Source organism: Yoonia rosea (assembly GCF_900156505.1).
Taxonomy (GTDB): Bacteria; Pseudomonadota; Alphaproteobacteria; order Rhodobacterales; family Rhodobacteraceae; genus Yoonia; species Yoonia rosea.
The window spans coordinates 93,597-111,393 of sequence record NZ_FTPR01000004.1 but is presented as its reverse complement, the minus strand read 5'-3'; the positions used below and the strand labels follow the sequence as shown (position 1 = coordinate 111,393).

Annotated in this window: 20 protein-coding genes; 2 read left to right on the top strand and 18 right to left on the bottom strand. The window is 58.0% G+C overall.

Annotated elements, in window-relative coordinates; translation table 11 throughout:
- Positions 1–29: 29 nt before the first annotated feature.
- Positions 30–671 carry a ligase-associated DNA damage response endonuclease PdeM gene (pdeM, locus tag B0B09_RS16745; protein WP_076661048.1) on the top strand — a complete coding sequence of 214 codons (642 nt, stop codon included), beginning with the start codon at positions 30–32 and terminating at the stop codon, positions 669–671.
- On the opposite strand, the gene folD is transcribed toward pdeM, so the two are convergent.
- The 16 genes from folD to ruvC form a co-directional block, all read right to left on the bottom strand.
- Positions 668–1,561, bottom strand: a complete 894-nt coding sequence (gene folD / locus B0B09_RS16740; protein ID WP_076661047.1) for a bifunctional methylenetetrahydrofolate dehydrogenase/methenyltetrahydrofolate cyclohydrolase FolD — start codon at positions 1,559–1,561, stop codon at positions 668–670. The genes pdeM and folD overlap by 4 nt on opposite strands.
- Positions 1,562–1,621: 60 nt before the next feature.
- Entirely contained in the window at positions 1,622–3,298 is a 1,677-nt protein-coding gene (locus B0B09_RS16735; protein WP_076661176.1) for a formate--tetrahydrofolate ligase, read from the bottom strand.
- Positions 3,299–3,440: 142 nt separating this feature from the next.
- Complete coding sequence (locus tag B0B09_RS16730) at positions 3,441–4,019, bottom strand: MOSC domain-containing protein (protein WP_076661046.1); 579 nt, start codon at positions 4,017–4,019, stop codon at positions 3,441–3,443.
- Between the two features lie 107 nt (positions 4,020–4,126).
- Positions 4,127–6,046, bottom strand: a complete 1,920-nt coding sequence (gene ftsH, locus B0B09_RS16725; RefSeq protein WP_446001696.1) for an ATP-dependent zinc metalloprotease FtsH — start codon at positions 6,044–6,046, stop codon at positions 4,127–4,129.
- Positions 6,047–6,125: 79 nt separating this feature from the next.
- Positions 6,126–7,400: a tRNA lysidine(34) synthetase TilS gene (gene tilS / locus B0B09_RS16720; protein WP_076661045.1), complete on the bottom strand. Its 1,275-nt coding sequence runs from the start codon at positions 7,398–7,400 to the stop codon at positions 6,126–6,128.
- Positions 7,391–8,203: a tol-pal system protein YbgF gene (gene ybgF / locus B0B09_RS16715; protein WP_076661044.1), complete on the bottom strand. Its 813-nt coding sequence runs from the start codon at positions 8,201–8,203 to the stop codon at positions 7,391–7,393. The genes tilS and ybgF overlap by 10 nt, the downstream gene beginning before the upstream one ends.
- 22 nt (positions 8,204–8,225) lie before the next feature.
- Positions 8,226–8,747 (bottom strand): peptidoglycan-associated lipoprotein Pal, encoded by a 522-nt coding sequence (gene pal / locus B0B09_RS16710; protein ID WP_055296120.1) that lies wholly within the window; start codon positions 8,745–8,747, stop codon positions 8,226–8,228.
- Positions 8,748–8,824: 77 nt separating this feature from the next.
- Positions 8,825–10,141, bottom strand: coding sequence for a Tol-Pal system beta propeller repeat protein TolB (tolB, locus tag B0B09_RS16705; RefSeq protein WP_110549996.1), 1,317 nt, complete (start codon positions 10,139–10,141; stop codon positions 8,825–8,827).
- 105 nt (positions 10,142–10,246) lie between these two features.
- Positions 10,247–11,365 (bottom strand): cell envelope integrity protein TolA, encoded by a 1,119-nt coding sequence (gene tolA, locus B0B09_RS16700; RefSeq protein ID WP_076661043.1) that lies wholly within the window; start codon positions 11,363–11,365, stop codon positions 10,247–10,249.
- 3 nt (positions 11,366–11,368) lie between these two features.
- Positions 11,369–11,845, bottom strand: a complete 477-nt coding sequence (locus B0B09_RS16695; protein ID WP_076661042.1) for an ExbD/TolR family protein — start codon at positions 11,843–11,845, stop codon at positions 11,369–11,371.
- 1 nt (position 11,846) lies between these two features.
- Positions 11,847–12,521 carry a protein TolQ gene (gene tolQ / locus B0B09_RS16690; RefSeq protein WP_207552170.1) on the bottom strand — a complete coding sequence of 225 codons (675 nt, stop codon included), beginning with the start codon at positions 12,519–12,521 and terminating at the stop codon, positions 11,847–11,849.
- Between the two features lie 113 nt (positions 12,522–12,634).
- On the bottom strand, positions 12,635–13,021 hold the full coding sequence (ybgC, locus tag B0B09_RS16685; protein ID WP_076661040.1) for a tol-pal system-associated acyl-CoA thioesterase: 387 nt from the start codon (positions 13,019–13,021) through the stop codon (positions 12,635–12,637).
- Positions 13,018–13,641 (bottom strand): hypothetical protein, encoded by a 624-nt coding sequence (locus tag B0B09_RS16680; RefSeq protein ID WP_076661039.1) that lies wholly within the window; start codon positions 13,639–13,641, stop codon positions 13,018–13,020. The genes ybgC and B0B09_RS16680 overlap by 4 nt, the downstream gene beginning before the upstream one ends.
- A 35-nt stretch (positions 13,642–13,676) precedes the next feature.
- Positions 13,677–14,696 (bottom strand): Holliday junction branch migration DNA helicase RuvB, encoded by a 1,020-nt coding sequence (gene ruvB, locus B0B09_RS16675; RefSeq protein ID WP_076661173.1) that lies wholly within the window; start codon positions 14,694–14,696, stop codon positions 13,677–13,679.
- A gap of 9 nt (positions 14,697–14,705) precedes the next feature.
- Complete coding sequence (ruvA, locus tag B0B09_RS16670) at positions 14,706–15,365, bottom strand: Holliday junction branch migration protein RuvA (protein ID WP_076661038.1); 660 nt, start codon at positions 15,363–15,365, stop codon at positions 14,706–14,708.
- Complete coding sequence (gene ruvC, locus B0B09_RS16665) at positions 15,362–15,868, bottom strand: crossover junction endodeoxyribonuclease RuvC (RefSeq protein ID WP_076661037.1); 507 nt, start codon at positions 15,866–15,868, stop codon at positions 15,362–15,364. Before ruvC ends, ruvA begins: the two co-directional genes overlap by 4 nt.
- 310 nt (positions 15,869–16,178) lie before the next feature.
- On the opposite strand from ruvC, the gene B0B09_RS16660 reads away from it, so the two are divergent.
- Entirely contained in the window at positions 16,179–16,388 is a 210-nt protein-coding gene (locus B0B09_RS16660; protein WP_055296229.1) for a DUF1127 domain-containing protein, read from the top strand.
- A 74-nt stretch (positions 16,389–16,462) separates the two neighbouring features.
- Here the strand turns inward: B0B09_RS16660 and B0B09_RS16655 are convergent, their stop codons facing one another.
- Both B0B09_RS16655 and B0B09_RS16650 read right to left on the bottom strand, forming a co-directional pair.
- A complete protein-coding gene (locus B0B09_RS16655) occupies positions 16,463–16,810 on the bottom strand; it encodes a hypothetical protein (protein ID WP_076661172.1) in 348 nt (115 codons plus the stop codon).
- A gap of 99 nt (positions 16,811–16,909) precedes the next feature.
- Positions 16,910–17,788 carry a 50S ribosomal protein L11 methyltransferase gene (locus B0B09_RS16650; protein WP_076661171.1) on the bottom strand — a complete coding sequence of 293 codons (879 nt, stop codon included), beginning with the start codon at positions 17,786–17,788 and terminating at the stop codon, positions 16,910–16,912.
- Between the last annotated feature and the right edge of the window lie 9 nt (positions 17,789–17,797).

Here is a 17,797-nt window from a genome sequence, read left to right as displayed (position 1 = left end):
TCGCGTAGGACTTACCCCAAGAACAGAGCATGAACGCATATAACTTTGATTTTTGCGGAACCCGATGCTGCGCCCTGCCCTCGGGTGCGCTGTATTTGCCTGAACACGCAGTACTTTGCGTCTCTGACCTGCATCTTGGTAAATCCGAACGGATCGCGCGGCGCAGCGGCGTGATGTTGCCCCCTTACGAGGTGCAGGAGACCTTGCAAAAGCTGGAAACCGATATCACCACGACCCAACCCCGACAGGTGATCTGCCTCGGAGACAGCTTCGACGACCTTGATGCCGCCAACAGCCTTGATGAGGATGCGCGGCTTTGGCTGACACGTTTGCAGGCAGGCAAATCATGGGTGTGGATCGAGGGAAATCACGATCCGGGTCCGGTTGACCTTGGCGGAACACATCGGTCGCAAATGACTATTGGCACACTCATCTTCCGCCATATAGCTACGGCGGAAACAGCCGAGGTGTCAGGTCACTATCACCCCAAACACCGCGTTGCAGGGCGCAGCAGGCCGGCGTTCCTTTATGATGCGCACAGGCTGATCATGCCCGCCTATGGCGCTTATACGGGCGGGCTCTCCAGCCAAGCCGCAGACTTGCGCAAACTCTTTAGCGGACAGATCATCGCGATCATGACAGGGCACAAAGCCATTCCTGTGCCCGTTTAAGCGGTCAGTCCTTCCGGCTCGGCCAACCCGTTGGCGCGGCAACAGGCGGTCAGCGTATTGGCCAGCAGACAGGCAATCGTCATCGGCCCCACGCCACCAGGCACGGGGGTAATTGCACCCGCGACAGCGGCGCAACTGTCATAATCCGCATCCCCCACCAGACGGGTGCCGCCTTCGGGCTTATCGATCCGGTTGATGCCCACATCAATCACTGTGGCACCCGGTTTGATCCAGTCGCCCGTGACCATCTGCGGACGCCCCACAGCGGCCACTACAATATCGGCCTGCCGCACAACATCGGACAGGTTCTTCGTCCGGCTATGAGCGATGGTGACGGTGCAACTGTCGTTCAGCAAGAGCTGCGCCATCGGTTTGCCCACGATGTTCGAGCGGCCAATCACCACGGCATTCATTCCCGAAAGCGACCCGTGATGATCACGCAACATCATCAGACTGCCCAATGGTGTGCACGGCACCATGCTTTTCTGTCCCGTACCCAACAGACCGACATTCGAGATATGAAAGCCATCAACGTCCTTGGCCGGATCAATACTATTGATCACCAGATCACTGTTCAGATGCGCAGGCAGCGGCAATTGTACCAGAATACCATGCACGGCAGGATCATCGTTCAACTGCGCAATCAGCGCCAGCAGATCGGCCTCGGAAGTATCCACATCCAACTGATGCGTGAAGGACTCCATACCAACTTCAACAGTCATCTTGCCCTTGGAGCGGACATAGACCTGACTGGCAGGGTCTTCGCCCACCAGTACAACAGCCAGACCGGGGGTAATGCCATGATCAGCCTTCAGCTTGGCCACACCTTCGGCGACTTGCCCGCGGACCTTTGCGGCAAAGGCTTTTCCGTCAATTACTGTTGCTGTCATTACGTCTTCTCTTTGTTGGTCGGATAGGAAATGGGCGGGGCATGGCCCCGCCCGTATCAGTTAGAATAGCCCTTCGATCTCGCCTGCATCATTCAGCATGATCTGCTCGGCCGAAGGCACACGTGGCAGCCCCGGCATGGTCATGATCTCACCGCAGATGGCCACGATGAAGCCAGCGCCTGCGCTCAAACGCACCTCACGGACCGGTACGGTAAACCCTGTCGGTGCGCCACGCTGGGTGGGATCGGTGGTAAAGCTGTATTGTGTCTTGGCCATACAGACCGGCAAGTTGCCGTAGCCTTGCTCTTCCCACGCCTTCAACTGCTCGCGAATCTTGCCATCAACAACAACACCATCAGCGCGGTAGATCTTCTTGGCAATCGTGTCGATCTTGTCGAACAGGCTCATGTCATCGGGATAAATAGGCGCGAAATTCGCTTCACCGGCGTCGGCAATCTGCGCAACGCGCGTGGCAAGGTCCTTGGTGCCTTCTGATCCCAGCGCCCAGTGCTTGCACAGGATCGCCTCGGACCCTTGGGTTGCGACGTAGGCTTTGACCGCTTCAACTTCGGCGTCCGTGTCAGTGACGAAATGGTTGATCGCCACAACGACCGGTACGCCAAAGGATTTGACGTTTTCGATGTGCCGTCCAAGGTTCGCACAGCCTGCCTCGACCGCCGCGACATTCTCGGTTCCAAGGTCGGCCTTGGCGACACCACCGTTCATTTTCATCGCGCGCACCGTGGCGACAACGACCACACAAGACGGCGCAATGCCCGCCTTGCGGCACTTGATGTTCATAAACTTCTCGGCACCCAGATCGGCACCGAAACCTGCCTCTGTGACGACATAGTCCGCCAGTTTCAGCGCGGTTGTTGTTGCCGTGACCGAGTTGCAGCCATGCGCGATATTGGCAAAAGGCCCGCCGTGCACAAAAGCCGGATTGTTTTCCAGTGTCTGCACAAGGTTCGGCTGCATCGCGTCTTTCAACAACACTGTCATCGCGCCATCGGCCTTGATGTCACGGCAATACACAGGTGTCCTGTCGCGGCGGTAGGCCACGATGATATCGCCCAGCCGCTTTTGCAGATCGTCCAGATTGCGGGCCAAGCACAGGATCGCCATGACCTCGGACGCCACTGTAATGTCAAAGCCTGCTTCACGCGGGAAACCGTTGGCCACGCCGCCCAAAGACGTCGTGATCTGACGCAAAGCGCGGTCGTTCATGTCGAGCACGCGCCGCCACACGACGCGGCGGATGTCGATCTCAAGTGCGTTGCCCCAGTAGATATGGTTGTCAATCATCGCCGACAGCAGGTTATGCGCCGACGTAATCGCGTGGAAATCCCCTGTGAAGTGCAGGTTCATGTCTTCCATCGGCACGACTTGGGCATAGCCACCGCCCGCAGCACCGCCTTTCATGCCAAAACAGGGCCCAAGCGAGGCTTCGCGGATACATACCGCAGCCTTCTTGCCGATTGCGTTCAGCCCGTCACCCAACCCCACAGTCGTGGTTGTCTTACCTTCACCCGCCGGGGTCGGGTTGATCGCGGTGACAAGGATCAGCTTGCCATCGGCGCGGTCTTGTACGGCATTAATCAGACGCTGGCTGACCTTTGCTTTGTCGTGGCCGTAGGGCAGCAGATCGTCGCTCTCAATGCCCAGCTTCGCACCGATTTCCTGAATTGGGCGCTTTTTCGCGGCGCGTGCGATCTCGATGTCAGACTTATATTCCATGAAAAACTTACCCATTTCTTGGCAATTGCCGTGTGTGTCCCTGATCGCTTCTAGCGCTTGGTTGCCATCCTATGCACTGTGATTGCGACATAATCACCGCCGGAATCGGCGGCAGCGCATCTGCTTGTGTCGGATGGGAAACCTAGGGCGCCCATGCGCGTTGGTCGGGGACATGCAGCGTGACGGAGTCATCCAGATGGATATGCCCTTCACGTTCAACCCAAGCCGTCACGCCACGTTTGCCTTTCGCTGCTGTTTTGAATTTGTCACCTGCACCGGGATGATCAGCGTTGATCACCTTGGCAGGCAAATGGCAGGGGCGGTTTTGCATATCAACAACAATCGTGGACCCATCCGCGAATTGCAGTCGCGATGAAGGTGGCAAGTGGCTAAAATCAGGGATACCGCCAATCACCAAAGACGCGCCAATCAATGCCGGGTCCAACGCTTCCAACCCACACTCTGCAGCAATCTCGGCCAGTTCCTCGGCAGAGACCACTGACAGCTGACGCACATTGCGGATTTCGGTATTGCGCGGATACTGGCTTAACACGCGGCTACAGGATGGACGTGTTAGCCCGCCATGCACTTCCCCCGGTATGCCTGCATAGGTCAGTTCTGCCGTCTGCACCGCGTGTGAGCGCAAAGACGCATCGCGGTCGGGCACATGGCCGATCCAAACGACTTTGCCAGTGATTTTTGTGGGGGCCAATGCAGGCATGATGCGCTCCTCTTTGTCGTTGGCCTATGCTTACGGCAGACAAATGAAGGCTTCAATCGGCAGTCACCAAAGAAAAACGCCGCTCTGTAAGGAGCGGCGTTTTATTCTTATGCAGATGGTTCCGGTTCCATCCCGCCATCATCAGAAGCGCGCGGCTTCTTGGGCTTGGTTTTCGGGATCGCCGTGACCGATGGAGTCCCGCCGGCAGACGGCGTATCATCGCTGTCATTGCTGGCCTGAGGGGGGTCACCTGCCATCACGCGCTTGATCTCATCACCGGTCAGTGTCTCATACTCCAACAGACCCTGCGCCAAACGCTCGAACTCTTCGTTCTTTTCGGTGATGATCTTGTGCGCAAGCTCATAGCCAGCCTGGATAAAGCTGCGCACTTCTTCCTCGATCAGCTCTTTGGTGTTGGCCGATACGGACAGACCAGCGGTATTACCAGAATACCCTTCATGTGCCTCGGAATAGTCGATGTTGCCCACCTTATCGGACATGCCCCAGCGCAGGATCATCGCACGGGCCAATTGGCTGGCCTGCTGGATGTCACCGGCAGGGCCGTTGCTGACCTGATCGGCACCGTATTTGATGGTTTCCGCCGCCTTGCCTGCCATGGTCATTGCCAGACGCTGGTGGCATTCATCACGGAACATGTTCAAGCGGTCCATCTCGGGCAGGCTCATCACCATGCCCAAAGCACCGCCACGCGGAATGATGGTAGCCTTATAGACCGGATCGCACTTCGGTAGCGTGATCCCGACAATCGCATGGCCCGCTTCGTGATAGGCTGTCATTTCCTTCTGCTCGGCAGTCATGACCATAGACCGGCGCTCGGCGCCCATCATAACCTTATCCTTGGCGCTTTCGAAATCGACCATCGTCACAAAACGGCGGCCCACACGCGCCGCCATCAGGGCGGCTTCATTGACAAGGTTCGCCAGATCGGCGCCCGAGAAACCCGGAGAACCGCGCGCAATGATGCGCAGATCAACATCAGGGCCAAGCGGGATTTTACGCGCGTGCACGCCCAAAATCTTTTCGCGGCCTTTGATATCGGGGTTCGGTACCGTAACCTGACGGTCAAAACGGCCCGGACGCAAAAGCGCAGGGTCAAGCACGTCACGACGGTTGGTCGCAGCGACGATGATGACACCTTCGTTGGCCTCAAACCCGTCCATCTCGACCAGAAGCTGGTTCAACGTCTGCTCACGCTCGTCGTTGCCACCACCGATGCCGACACCACGTGCGCGGCCGACGGCGTCAATCTCGTCGATGAACACGATACATGGCGCGTTTTTCTTCGCCTGCTCGAACATATCGCGGACGCGGGATGCACCCACACCAACAAACATTTCGACAAAATCAGAACCAGAGATCGTAAAGAACGGCACACCGGCTTCGCCCGCAATAGCGCGTGCAAGCAGCGTTTTACCCGTACCGGGAGGGCCGACAAGCAAGGCTCCTTTGGGAATTTTACCGCCAAGACGCGAGAATTTTTGTGGATTCCGCAGGAACTCAACGATCTCTTCAAGCTCTTCTTTGGCTTCATCAATGCCGGCGACATCGTCAAAGGTGACGCGGCCATGCTTTTCGGTCAGCAATTTCGCGCGCGATTTGCCAAAGCCCATTGCACCGCCTTTGCCGCCGCCCTGCATACGGTTCATGAAATAGATCCAGACACCGATCAAAAGCAGGAAGGGAAGCAGGCTGAGCAGGAATGACTGGAACACCGATGTTTCCTGGCTCCGCGCCTCAACCGGCACATCAGCGGCCAGCAAAAGCTGTGTCACTTCAGCATCTTGCGGACGGATCGTGGTAAAGGTGCGACCTGCCTCTGTGAAGCGGATATTCTCGCCATCAATGACGGCGCTTGTTACGCTGCCACTTTCAACGGCTTGGACGAAAGCAGAATAGCTGCGCGTCTCACTGTTTGTGGCGCCCTGCGGACTGCTGAAGAGATTGAAAAGGGCCAATACCATCAGGAACAGGACGACCCAAAAGACCATGTTACGCGCGTTGCCCAAGGGGGAAACTCCTTTGAAATGGGGAAGTGGGACGACAGAGTCGCCGCACAAGCGTTTCATCTAAAATAGAGGTTAAACCTCAATCTTCAATGGCAAACGCCGATGTATGATAATCCGCGACAATCCGCGCAGACCATCCGTTCGATAAACCGGCCACAGGTGCCGCGACGAGACGCTCCCCCTGCCAGATCGCGGGCGAAGCCATCAGCGAGGTCCGCGGGAGCCCGGCAGCCCGCCAATCGGGGCAGTCCTTGATCCCTGAACCAAGCGCCTTGAAGGACAAATTGTCGTCTACAGGTCCCTCAAGAAACCAGCGTTGATCCCAAAATACGCCCAAAGGTAGGTCCGCATCGTGTTGCAACCGCACCGCGGCACTTGTTGCTGCCGCTTCACGCGTCAGGCGCACTGCGCCGCCCTTATCGGGTGTCATGATACAACCGCCCAAAGTCACCGTGGCCCCCTTACGGGCCTGCGCGACCGTTTCCAGCAATTGCTCAAACCGTGGCCGGTAGCTGCGGCTGGCGACCCAAGCAAAGGCCGCAGCCATGACGCGCCGTGGTGCATCAGCTTTGGCAAGGTCAAGTGCGGCGGGCCCCAAGATCAGATCACCTGTATCCTGTCGCACATGCAACTTTGCAAAGCCAAGTGCCGCCTCTTGCAATGATAAATGTGCCGCCTGCATGTGGTCGACGGTTTGCAGCAACCGCTTGCGTGTCATTCCCAAGGTTTCCAACTGTGCGAACATCTGGCGCGCGCGCACGCGGTCAAATCGTGGGTCTTCGTTGCTGGGGTCCTCGGCCCATGTAATTTTCTGTTGCGTCAACCACGCGCGCAGATCGGCGCGCGACAGGCCCAAAAGCGGACGGAACACTTGCAGTCCATCGCGCCGCGTCAGCGGATACATCGCCGTGAGACCATCAATGCCAGAGCCCCGCGCCAACCGCATCAAGAGCGTCTCAACCTGATCATCCTCGGTATGACCGAACCAGACCGTGCGCAAATTATGCATCACCGCCCAGTCGCGCACCGCAGCCCAGCGCCCCTCGCGGGCGGCGGCCTGTAGATTGCCTTTGCCGTCCCATGTCCAGTTGACGACCGCATGATCAATCCCGAGGGCCATGGCCTGTGCGGCCACCAAAGCGATCTCGTCTTTAGCTTCGGGGCGGAGACCGTGATCAATGGAAATCGCACGGAGCCTATCTGCGGGACGAAAACGCGCAGCCAGCTGCATAAGTGCGATGGAATCGCCGCCGCCCGACACGGCCAGACCAACGGGTTGATCCGAATGACAGGATGCCGCGATTGCAGCCTGGAAACGTCCCTCGACGCTGTCCGAAGAGCGGCTTACTGGCATCCCAAGGCTTGCATTTCCATCTGGGCATCAAGCACGGTCGCGTTGCCAGGGAAACGGACGTTCACTTCGGCAAGCGTCAGGCAGGCATCTTGTGTTTGCCCGATCTTGCCAAGAGACGACCCTAGTTTGAACAAGGCATCGGGTGCCTTTAGTCCTGTCGGATCGCCCGAGAAAGCCTCAAGATAGGCGCGTGCTGCATTCGTCGTTTCACCCAGTCCTTCCAAAGCCTCGCCGCGCAGGTAATTCGCATCAGAGGTCAGCGGACTACCCGGGTAGGTCGCGACAAAGGTCTCAAGCTGGTCAGCGGCGCCGCGAAAGTCACCTGCAGCGAGCGCCTCCTGCGCCCGCTCGATGTCGCTTTGCTCACCAATGGCCAAAGCGGGGCCGCCTGTGTTCGGGTTCGTCACTGCCGCGACAGCACCTGGCACTGCGACGCCACCCAAAGGTGTGTCATCAAGTTGGCCGATATCACAGCCCGGTTCGAGTTCGCAAAGGCGGAAGTTCAGATCACCGATGCGGTTGTTGGCATCGGTCGTAATACTGTTCACCCGAAATTCGAGCTGTTCGGTGTTCGACGTCAGGCGCTGCAACTCTGCCTCGATCGCATTCAGACGATCAAGTGGTGTATTTCCCGCAACGCCCGCTCCAAGCCCCCCTGTCGTTGACAATTCGCGTTTCAGACGCTGCACGTCAACAAAAAGCACCGTCAGCTGTTGCCTGATATCGGCCAAGGTTTCTTCCTGCGCAACGGCAGGAAGCGGCGAAATCAGCAATGCGCAGACAACAGCGAGACGGTACAACATAGGGGCTTCCTTCAGGTCTTGATCAGCTTGTCATCGCAGAGAACGACAGGACGGTGACGGCCCGACGGTTTTGCGCATAGCAGCTTTCTTCGGAACAGATCGCAATGGGGCGTTCCTTGCCAAAGCTCGTCACTTGCAGACGGTTGGAAGGCACACCGCGCGACACCAGATATTCACGCACCGCATTTGCACGGCGCTGGCCAAGTGCGAGGTTATATTCGCGTGTGCCCTGCTCATCGGCATGGCCTTCGATCACAGCACGGTAGTCGGCGTTTGTGAGAAGCCACTGCGCCTGCCCGTCCAGAATGGTCTGGCCAGCGGGTGTGATGGTGGATGTATCCACCGCGAACAAAACACGGTCGCCGATCGTCTGGTTAAAGAAAAGCGGGCTTGTCGGGTCGCTTGCCGATCCGGCCATACCGGCTCCGAGACCTGCATTGGCACCGGCGCCGCCATCGCGACCAGCGCCAAAGCGATCAGGGTTGGTACATGCTGCTGTTGCCAGCACCAAGAGAACAACCGCCGTTGTCTTAAAAAGTGTCATAGGGTTTCATCCTGTTTATAGACTGCTCTGTTTTTTTCATTCTAGCACGACTTTCGCCACTTGGGAATCACACATCGTTACGGCTGCAACGGCCCCCATGACGGATCCGACGCGCCACTTGGTAAAGGCACGGCTTTGAGATTGCGGCCCGAAATATCCACCGAATACATCGACGATGTCCCGCCCGCGCCTTGGGTCTCGCGGCTGAACATAATGACGCGACCGTTGGGCGACCACGTTGGTCCCTCATCAAGGAATGACGAGGTGAGCAAGCGCTCTTCCGAGCCATCAGTGCGCATCACCCCGATATGAAACCGCCCTGCGTTTTGCTTGGTAAAGGCCACAAGATCACCACGTGGCGACCAGACAGGCGTACCATAACGCCCCTCACCAAAGGATATGCGCCGCGCCTCACCGCCGTTGGCGGACATGATGTAAAGCTGCTGGTTGCCGGAACGGTCGCTTTCAAAAACAATCTGGCTGCCATCGGGTGACAGGCTGGGCGCGGTTTCGATGGACGGGGCCTGCGTCAGGCGCACGTGCTGACCCGTAGCCAGATCGGTGCGGTAGATGTCGGTATTGCCGCCATTCGACAAACTATAGATCACCTGCCGCCCATCACGGGAAAAACGCGGGCTAAAGGCCATCTCGCCCGGGGCCGTCTGCAACTGCTGGCGGCCAACGTTGGCCACGTTCAACACGTTGATCCGCGGAAAACCGCTTTCGAAACTTGTGTAAAGCACGCGGTCGCCACTTGGCGAGAACCGCGGGGCAAGCACGATGCTGCTACTATCGGTCAGGAACTGGACGTTCGCGCCATCAAAATCCATGATCGCAAGACGCTTCTGACGGTTATCTTTCGGTCCAGCCTCGGAGACAAACACAACGCGGCTGTCAAAATAGCCACCCTCGCCCGTAATCCGGCTATAGACCGCATCAGCAACCTTGTGCCCCATGCGCCGCCATCCGGCAGTCGTGCCAGCAAATTGCAGACCCTGCCCCAACTCTTGGCCCGAGAAGACGTCATAGAGACGGAATTTCACCGTCAGCTGATCCCCGTTCACCGTGACAGCCCCGACAATCAAGGCCTGCGCATTAATCGCGCGCCAGTCCGCAAAGGCGACGGGCTGCACGAAGGAACTGATTTGCGAAATAAAGGCCGTGGCGGGCACTTCTCGGAAAAGGCCAGTGCCTGCGAGGTCCTGTACCACAAGGCGGGAAATATCCGATGCCGCCTGCTGTGCAGCCGGTGTTTCCGCCTCAAAACTTGGCACAGCAAAGGTGATCGGCTCAATCACACCATCCGTAATTGTCAGCCGCAAGGGGCCGCTTTGCGCCATCACCGGCCCTGCCAAGACCAAGGCCACCAAAACTGTCAAAAGTCGCTTTATCATTTTTGCCTCACTCTGCCCGATCGGGACTCTGCCCGAATCTGCACTGTCTCTCTTCATTATGGCAGGGGGAAAAAACCATTTCACCTCACCTACGCGTGTCTTTGCCTATCGCAATCGCATCCCGCTGGGATCAAAGGTGATCACAACGTCCTGCCATTGGTCGTATTTGTCTGCGGGAAGCTGATACCCCCCGGATTGGCACCGCAGGATCGCACGGCGCGCAGCCTCAAATGCGGTGTTGGTCGCGCTTTGGTCGCCGTCAGATGACAAAAGGCGAACTTCATTGCCAATCACGCGGCCTTCGCGATCCAGACTAAAGCCCACTTCGACCGTCACACGTGCCGCAACCGATCCGGGATCAACATTCCAACAACGGTTCACTGACAGGCGGAAGCTGTCACGCTCGGAACCCGTCATCGGCGGACCTGCCGCAACAGCAGGGGCATCAGCAGCACTTGCCAAAGCTGCGGCCAAAGCATCTGCGACGTCATCTTCGCGTACGGCTGGTTCCGTCTGCGTCGGTTGGGTTGGGGCAGGCTCTTGCTCCGCCGTCGCGGTCTGTTGCGGGGGCGCAGGGCGGCTTGGCCGTGTTGACGGGCGCACCGATGTGGTCGGGGCCAGATCCTCGATCACAATTGCCGTCGTCGTTTCTTCAGGTGCAGTTGCCTCTTGCTCTTCGGCCACAACCTCGGCCTCGGCGCTGTTGTCCGGCACAACCTCTTCGCGCACCACATCATCCACCCGTGCATCAGGCGGAGGTGGCGCGGAAATCGTCGAGGCGACAGTTGGCGCCTGTGGAGGCGTCGGCCTGTCACTCACCTGCACATCCGGTGTCGGTGGCGGGGTGACGGGCGGCGCAAGCTCTGCGGGTGGTGCATCCACAACTTCGGCCTGCGGCGGCGCAGGCGGCGGCGGTGGCGGCGGCGCTTCTGCTGCAGGTGGCTCAATCGGCGCAGGCGGCGGGGCTGGTTCAACAATCGGCTCTTGCGCAGGCGGTGGCGGCGGGGTCTCTTCGATCACCGGCGGGACGGGGGCCGCCGGATCAGCCAACCCCGGCTGCGGCGTCGTGCGGGCCCGCATCTGTTCAAATTGATCACCGGACACCAGCGAGACATCCATTGTCTGTATCTGCAACGGTTCAGACGACATCCCCCAGCCGACAATCAGCCAGCCGATCAGCCCGACATGGCCAATCCCTGAAATGATGGTGCCCGGCGTTGCCATGATTTACCCGTCAGAGCCGCCTGTGGCAGGCGGCGCGATATCGGTCACAAGACCAATGTCCGTGAACCCACCGGCGTTCAACAAGCCCATCACCTCGGCCACACGGTTCCAATCGTTGCGCCCGTCAGCGCGCAAAAAGATCTTGTCGCTGCTGCGCTCTGCGGCAATGGCCTGCAAGCGGGCGACCAATTCGGTCTCGGTGGTATCGGTTTCCTGAATCATCACGCGGCCATCATTGGTGATTGTCACCGTCAACGGCTCTTCTTCATCACCCGGTAAAGCGGTCGCTGACGTCTCTGGCAATTCCACCGGAATACCAACAACCGAAAGCGGCGCGGCCACCATAAAGATGATCAGCAACACCATCATCACGTCCACAAAAGGTGTAACGTTAATCTCGGACATCGGCTGCGCGCGCCGCGACCTGCGACGGCGGCGTCTGCCCCCGTCATCACCTGATTTCATAACCCCTGCGCTCATCTCAGCTATCCAACTGGCGGCTCAGGATCGTGGCGAACTCATCGGCAAAAGCCTCATAGCCGCTGACGATCTGGTCACTATCCGATGAAAGCTTGTTGTAATAAATCACCGCCGGGATCGCGGCCAGAAGGCCAAGACCCGTCGCCAACAACGCCTCGGCGATGCCGGGCGCAACAACAGCCAGATTGGTTGTCTGCGCTTCGGCGATCTCGATAAAGGCATTCATGATGCCCCAGACGGTTCCAAACAGACCGACAAACGGAGCGGTGGAGCCCACAGTCGCGAGGATCGGCAGACCCTTTTGCAAGCGCGCTGCCTCTTTCACGATCGCCACATCCATCGACCGGTCAATCCGCGCGGTCGCACCCGCAATCAATCCGCCGTCTTGCCGGTGTGACCGACGCCATTCCAGCATCCCGGCGGCAAATATCTTTTCCGAAGCCCCTTCGGGGTCGGCCCCGATCTGGTCAAACAATCCGTCCAGCGGCTCACCTGACCAGAAGGCCCGGTCAAAAATCTCGGCCTCGGCGCGCGCTTTGCGATATTGGATCGTCTTGTCAATAATCACAGCCCAGCACCAAACGGAGGCTGCGACCAACATGATCATGACCAGTTTAACGGTAATTGTGGCGCGCGCGAACAACGCCCACATAGTGAATTCGTGTGCTGCTTCCATATGCCTGCTCTGCCTATAGGCCCGATTTTGGGCTCTGATTATTCGCAAGCGTATCGCATCAGGAAAAAGAAATCCAACCAATCCCGCATCACGTTCGCGAAATAACGCGGTTTTTAATGCACAAACCGGCGGATCACTGCCGGAAGACGGGCCACAGCACCCTCAACAGTCATGCAAATGATGGTGACAATCGCGGAAAACAGCAGGGTGTCACCGCGCATGACGTCTTGCCGAACGACGAGGCGCGCACCCGATCCGGGCTCCATCGAAGTGTGAACGACAAGTTCATCATCGTATTTCGCCGGAAGCAGATAATCGGCCTCAACGCGGCGCACAGCAAACACCAGCCCATCCGCTTTCATCTGCACCTGATCGATGCCCAGCTCGCGCACCCATTCACTGCGCGCGCGTTCGATGAATTTCAGGTAATTGGCGTAATAGACAATGCCTGCCAGATCAGTGTCTTCATAATAGACGCGGATGGGGAATTGATGGCTCATGACGCCTTGTGCACCCGTGCTGCAATACGCAAAGCATGGCTGGCATCGCGCGCCATTGCCGGCATCACCGGATCGTAGGCCGCACGGATCACATCCGCGACTTCAGGACGCAACATAGCCTTGCCCTCAATCATCGCCAAAGGCGGCACCTCGTCAAATGCCGTATCCGACCACAATAATATTGTCTGCACGGCCTGGCTTAGCGCCAAGGTATCCGCAGGCACTGCCGCCAGATGATCATCCATGCGCAAGAACACAAAGGCCGCCCGTATCGCGCCCGCTTTATCAAACCGGAAAATCCGGTATTGATTGGCGTCGGCCTGCTTCAAACGCCCAACCAACGGCGCAAGATCAGGCACCAACTTATCCAGATGCGGGACCTCGGTCATCTCATCCCAATCCTGACAGAAAAAGATCATCAGGTTTGCACCCAACTCCATATCCGTCTCGGCCATCTGATGCGACGCCAGTGTCACCACAGCTTCGATTGCGCCTTTGAACACCGCCAGCGAGGCATCATCGACCCCGAACACCACAGGAACAATGGGACGCCCCCAGCGGGCAAACACATAGGACCCATCCGCACGGGTAAAAAGCTGTTCTATTGCCTGATTTTCCATGTCCATTCAAACTTCCGCCGGAGGCATCTGCCCGCTCATCCAAACAAATCCGTCTGCGATTTGGGCGCGTTCAGCCCCAAATGCGTCCAAGCCAGCTGTGCCAGCATCCGGCCACGTGGTGTGCGCTGGATCAGCCCCTTTTGCAGCAGATACGGCTCGATCACATCTTCCAGACTATCACGACTTTCCGACAAGGCCGCTGAAAGCGTTTCAACCCCCACAGGCCCACCGCCATAGCTTTCCGCAATCAAACGCAAATAGCGGCGGTCGGCATTATCAAGACCCAGATGATCCACGCCCAGACGGGTCAGTGCACTGTCCGCAATGGCTTGGGTTACGGTGCCATCGCCGTCAACAATGGCAAAATCCACGACACGGCGCAGCAAACGCCCTGCAATCCGCGGCGTACCACGGGCGCGGCGGGCGATCTCGCGCGCGCCCTCAGGGGCGGCAGGTGCGCCCATCAATCGCGCGCCGCGCGTGACGATTTCGTGCAGTTCGTCTTCGGTATAGAATTCCAACCGTGTCGGGATACCAAAACGGTCACGTAATGGTGTCGTCAAAAGCCCCATCCGTGTGGTTGCACCCACCAACGTAAAGGGCTGCAATTCAATACGCACGGTGCGGGCCGCAGGCCCCTCGCCGATCACCAGATCAAGTTCGAAATCCTCGAGTGCCGGATACAGGACTTCTTCCACCGCTGGATTGAGGCGGTGAATTTCGTCAATGAACAAGACATCCCGCGCCTCCAGATTGGTCAGGATCGCCGCAAGATCACCCGCCTTGGCCAGAACCGGCCCAGAGGTCATCCGGAAATTCACCCCCAATTCGCGCGCCATGATCTGGGCAAGCGTCGTCTTACCCAAGCCGGGCGGTCCGTGAAACAGCGTGTGATCCATCGCCTCACCACGCCTGCGGGCACTTTCCAGAAACACCGAGAGGTTGGCCCGCGCCGCCTGCTGACCGATAAACGCGTCGAGCGTCTGCGGCCGCAGCGCGCGGTCTTCATCCTCTGGCCGCGGGGCCGCGCGCAATGTTGGGTCAGGCTGGTCCATCGCCATCCCCTACCCCTTTGGTGCCAGCAATTTCAAGGCAGCACGGATCATGGTCGATGTATCCGCATCCGGCGTGGCCCCTGCTGCTTCAGCCACAGCACTCGCCGCCTCACCCGGCGCATAGCCAAGGTTCCCAAGCGCCGACAACGCCTCTGCACTTGCCGGATTGCCCTGTGATACTGCCGCCTTACGCGGGGCTTTGGGCGCACCCACCTCGATCACGTCATCGCCCAGCGCCTCGGCGACAGATCCACCCATCGCCATCACACCGTGGGCCTTGTCCTTTAATTCAATCGTCACGCGCTGCGCGGTTTTGGGGCCGACACCTTTGGCCTTGGCCACAGCATTCCAATCGCCCAGCGCAATCGCGCGGCTGACGCCATCGGCCCCCAAAGTGCCCAAGATCGCCATCGACGCCTTGGCCCCGATCCCCTGCACCGACATCAATAGACGGTGCCATTCCTTTTCCACGAGCGTTGTAAAACCGAAAAGCTGCAAGTTGTCTTCGCGGACCAACAAATCCGTGTAAAGCGCCACCGCCTCACCATTGGCAGGCAGCCCCGCCATGACGCGATCAGAGACGTAAACAATATAGCCCACGCCGCGCACATCAATCAGCACATGATCCGTGCTGCGATAGTCCAGCCGTCCTGCAATCTTGCCAATCATGCGCCAGCCTTTGCCAATGCGGCAGCAAGGCTGCTGGAAGACTGTACATGAAACGAATGACAAATCGCGATGGCAAGCGCATCGGCGGCATCAGGTCCGGCCAGTTGCACGCCGGGCAATTGCACTTTGACCATATGGGCGACCTGGACCTTGTCAGCATGGCCAACACCCACCACGGCCTTCTTGACAGCATTGGGGGCGTATTCCCCAACAACAAGCCCTGCCTGCGCTGGCACCAGCATCGCAATACCGCGCGCCTGCCCCAGTTTCAGGGTCCCAGCACCGTCTTTGTTCACAAAGGTCTGTTCGACTGCCGCCGCCTGTGGCTGGTACTTTTGCAAGACTGCGGTCAGTTGCTGATGCAACGACAATAGGCGGTCCGCCATGTCGCCCACCTGCGAGTGACAGATCCCGTTGGCCACATGTGTCAGCCGTGATCCGGCCACGTCGATGATGCCCCACCCCATATTCCGCAGGCCCGGATCGATCCCCAAAACACGCATCGCTCGCCTCTTTTTTTGTTCTGATTGTATCGCTAGCACAAAACGCGAACAAAGACCAAGAGGCTTGGCATAGCGCCAGTTATGCGCCGAAAAGGTCACACCGTCTGAATACGGCACTCGGAGGGTGAAAAGCGCCTCCGTTAAACCCTTATAAATAAATACTTTGCGGCAGCATATGCACAAAAATAAGGCATGATGAAAACGCATATGACCCATGCTAAGATGGCACTAGTCAACCCGCGCTTTCCCTCCTAGATGCCCCCTATCGGATCAACGCTGCACCTGCAGCATAGACAATAGGAATATGGCCATGGCCTCTTTTGACACAACCCGCCCCGTCGCTGGCCAATCCGCTGGCAAAATTTCTGGTTTCTTCATGAACATGTTCAGCGCCGTTGCTGCATGGAACGACGCCCGCATCACGCGCAACTCACTGTCCAAACTGACAGCCCGTGAACTGGACGATATCGGCCTGACATACGGCGATATCGAAGAAATCGCGACACGTACCGCACGCTAAGCAAAGCGACTGACCAAAAGCGAAAGGCCGCGTTCAGTTGGAACGCGGCCTTTTCGTTTGTCTGGTACCGTTGATTAGTTCTGGGGCAGCACTGTCGCGATACCCGTCGCTGCAAGCATTGTCACAGGATCGGGTTGCATGACCCAAGCGCCCGCCTGTTCAAGTACGGAACCGCCCTGCAGCGCCGCAACACGTTCGCCGTAAGCTGCTTCGCCCAGATAAGCGAAAAGGAACCCCTTGAAGAGGAAGCCAAGGAAGAGAACGGCCAACAGACCTTTGAGCGGGAAGCGCGGGCGGTAGAGCCGTGGCTTGGCCACGATCAACCCGTCAGAGTTTACTGTACGCACAACGCCATTCGCCATTTTCTCATGGCGACGGACGATCTTTTTCAGTCTTTTATCAAAAGGGACGTGGGCTTGCACCGAATCATCCTCCAAAGTTTGATCATCACTAACAATACAACTATTTGTAAACGTTCGCATTAGCCTAGTTAAATTTCAATTAATCTTGGCAATAAGGCGCTAATTGGACAAAATTCTGCGTAAAATTAGTGTCGTCCAGTCAACAATTACGTGGCGTTCCATCAGATTGAACCCGTTTTCGGCATAGACAGCGATGACCTCGTCAGCCTGCTCATTGAGAATCCCTGACAGAATCGCATAGCCGCCATCAGCAATACTTGCCCCCATATCCGGCGCCAGACCGATCAGCGGAGCCTTCAGGATATTTGCGAAGATCAGGTCGTAGGGCGCGCTGTCTTTCAAGACAGGCGCACCGAAACCGGCTGCGACAACGCAGTTCACGCGGTCCTGCAGCCCGTTGCTGACAACATTGGCCTGCGCCACTTCCACGGCAGTCGGGTCAATATCACTGGCCAGAACCGCGTGAGGCAGCACCTTAGCCGCAGCCATCGCAAGCACCGCTGTGCCGCAACCCACATCGAGGATATTCTTTCCGGCGAAACCATCTGTCAGCAGCTTGTCGAAAGCCTCCAGGCAGCCCTTCGTCGTGCCATGATGTCCCGTGCCAAAGGCCATAGCCGCATCAATCAACAAGGGGATCTTGTCAGCAGGCACCTTATCTGCATCGTGCGAACCATACACAAAGAACCGCCCTGCCTGCACGGGGGACAGTTCCCGCTGCACCTTTGACACCCAATCCTGCTCGGGAATTTCAGAGATATTGAAGGGCTTGGCGTCGTAGAGCGCCGACAACACCGCAAGTGCACCGGCATCGGGCCAATCCATGAAATAGGCCGCGACCTCCCAAAGGCCCGATCCGTCTTCGATCTCGAAAACACCTACGCCTGTCGGTTCCGGTTCCAGCCCTTCGATGGCTTCAGCCAGAGCATAGGCCGGGTCTTCGCCGGTGATCGTTGTCAAAGCCGAATAGGTAATCATCATCTTGCC